General features: G+C 67.0%; 3 protein-coding genes. 1 reads left to right on the plus strand and 2 read right to left on the minus strand.

The annotated features are described in order from the left end of the window. Positions 1-287 precede the first annotated feature (287 nt). Complete coding sequence (locus tag VGV06_13985) at positions 288-512, minus strand: hypothetical protein (protein HEV2056261.1); 225 nt, start codon at positions 510-512, stop codon at positions 288-290. Between the two features lie 721 nt (positions 513-1,233). Then, entirely contained in the window at positions 1,234-1,521 is a 288-nt protein-coding gene (locus VGV06_13990; protein HEV2056262.1) for a hypothetical protein, read from the minus strand. Positions 1,522-1,624: 103 nt separating this feature from the next. On the opposite strand from VGV06_13990, the gene VGV06_13995 reads away from it, so the two are divergent. After that, positions 1,625-2,428 carry an FAD:protein FMN transferase gene (locus VGV06_13995; GenBank protein ID HEV2056263.1) on the plus strand — a complete coding sequence of 268 codons (804 nt, stop codon included), beginning with the start codon at positions 1,625-1,627 and terminating at the stop codon, positions 2,426-2,428. Positions 2,429-2,443 lie beyond the last annotated feature (15 nt).

The following is a 2,443-nucleotide window of genomic DNA, read 5'->3' on the forward strand; positions in this document are numbered from 1 at the left end:
CCGGGGACGCGCGGGCGCGCGGAAACGCAGTGGATAGACGGGTGGCAAGGACGTCATCGTAGGACGACGAGAGCTCTAGGTCAACTGGGAACGCTGAAGTTTCGGCTCAGCGGGGGTCGGTGTCAAGGGGTCAAATCCGCCAGCAGTGGCGCAATTTCACGCTGTAACAGGGCTTTTTCGGGCGCATCTGTAGCTTGAGCGCGTCGGCGTACTGAGGGGTCATCTAGCAGCCCTGCAATTTCGTCCGTAGGCCAGCGGTATCGAGCGATACCGGCAGCCTGGGCGGGTCATATGCGTGACGCCCGACAGCGAGGCGTGACGGGCGAATGAAGTTGCAGAAAGTGGAGCGCCACCACTGCCTCGTGATTGTCCAGCTTCTTGCAATAGCCGTTGGTCAGCCGGGTGAAACGCCGCATCCCCATCCGCATCGTCAGGTTCTGGCGCTTGACGTGTGACGTGGACACGTCCGCATCAATGGGTGCGCCGGAGATCGGGACGCGCTTGCAGCTCATGAACCGCGCCGGGGAGTAGCGGCGCTGGCCCTCGCGCGGGGCCTCTTGTAGTTCTTGACGAGCTGGGGGTAATCCTCGGGATCAGTCGAAGGCGTCTGGGTAGGCGGTCCGCGATGCAAGCTCAATCGACAGAAGAAGGCCGCTGGCCGTCACGTGGGGCCGTGGCTCCGTCGTCAGGAGATCATGAATAGTCACGGTGCTAGGCAACCCGAACTCTGCGAGGGGCAGCTTTACGCGCGCCGCGTCGTCCTCGTTTGGATTCTCGACGTTAGCGAACACGTAGAACGCTCAGGATCGCCCTGATAGCCCTTTACGAAAACGCCCATCCCGACGAGCTTGTCTCTCGGGAGGCGGTCCAGCACCTCAAGCGCGCGGAGTGCTTCTAAGGGGCCGCGCACCTCGTAAACCCATTCGCGGTAGGTAGGCTCCGGCTCGCTCCCGCGCTTGGTCTTCTTCTTCGCCACGCGCCGTGACGCTCGCAAGCCCACCGTTTTCGTGCGCGTCTAGGCCCTCGGGCGTTCCAGCGAGCCTTAGCGGCCCTCCTGACGATCTGTGGTCGGCGTTTAGCCGTCAGATTGGCAGCCCGGGCCTTGCCGCCCTTCGACCCACCCAGCCGCCCCAGGCGACGGCGGCCGGGTTCTTCTCCCCTGAGTCAACGATCTTTTGGATGAGATCAAAAGCGGCCTTGTTCGGGTCTGTGCTTGGGCGTCTAGGCATGAGCCTAGAGTCGCGCGTTTACCGGTGAGCGCGCACGGGCATCCTCGCGCAGCCAGAACAAGATGAACCAGCCGAGCAGCGGCAGGAGCGCAAGGACGTACCCGATCCCAGGGCGGTAGCCGCGCGAGGCGAGCAGAGCAGCGGCGATCATTCCTAAACCCCAGCCGTACAGGAAAGCGGTCGTCACGTGCAGAGCGGCGAGACCGGACGCGCCGACAAGAACGACGCCGTAGGCAGCTAACGTCCACCACAGGGCGCGACCCACCTTCCCCGTCTTGACCGTCCAATGCATGGCGCGACCCGCCTTCCTCATTCGCCGGGCAGTCTAGGGACCCCTCGAAATTGCCCCAACACCAATCCGCCCGGAAGCCCCATTTCGTCCACTATTTCTCCCGATGGCCGCGTTTGCGGAGCTCCAGTTCACGGCTCTTGGCGGCCAATGCGAGCTGTTCGCCGCGGGAGCGGGCGACCTGGCCGGCGCGCGGGCCTGGCTCGACCAGATGCACGACCGGCTCACTCGCTTCAGCCCCGACAGCGAGCTCGCGCGCCTCAACGCGGCCGCCGGCCGATGGATCGACGCGAGCCCCGAGCTCGAGGCGCTGTTACGGCAGTCGCTCGTCGCGTACGCGATGAGCGGCGGATTGGTCCACGTCGGTGTGCTGCCGGCGCTCCTGGCCGCGGGGTACACGCGCGACTTCGCGGCCGGACCGACGGCAGCGAGCGGCGATGCGATCGTCGCCCCCCCGCTCCCGGAGATGCTCGAGGTGGACGGGCATCGCGCGCGGCTGCGACCGGGCACGTCCATCGACCTTGGCGGCATCGCGAAGGGCTGGCTCGCCGATCGCGCCGTCGAGCGCATCGGCCCGAACGCGCTCGCGAATCTCGCGGGCGATCTGCGTGCCCGGGGCGCCGGACCCGCGGGCGAGGGCTGGCCCGCCGGGTTCGGTACGACGACGGTGCTGCTGCGCGATATCGGGGCGGCCACGAGCGGCACCGAGGGCCGGCGATGGGGTCCGCGGCTGCATCACCTCATCGATCCGCGCACCGGCAGGCCCGCCGAGACGGATCTCGTCGAGGTCTCGGTGCTCGCGCCGACCGGCGCCGAAGCGGAGGTCCTGGCGAAGACCGCGCTGCTGCTCGGACGGACCGAGGGGGCGCGCTTCCTCGATGCGCATTCGTTGGGGAGCTACCTGACCTAGCGAAGCGGCCGCGCC

The organism is Candidatus Methylomirabilota bacterium (genome assembly GCA_035936835.1).
GTDB lineage: Bacteria > Methylomirabilota > Methylomirabilia > Rokubacteriales > CSP1-6 > AR37.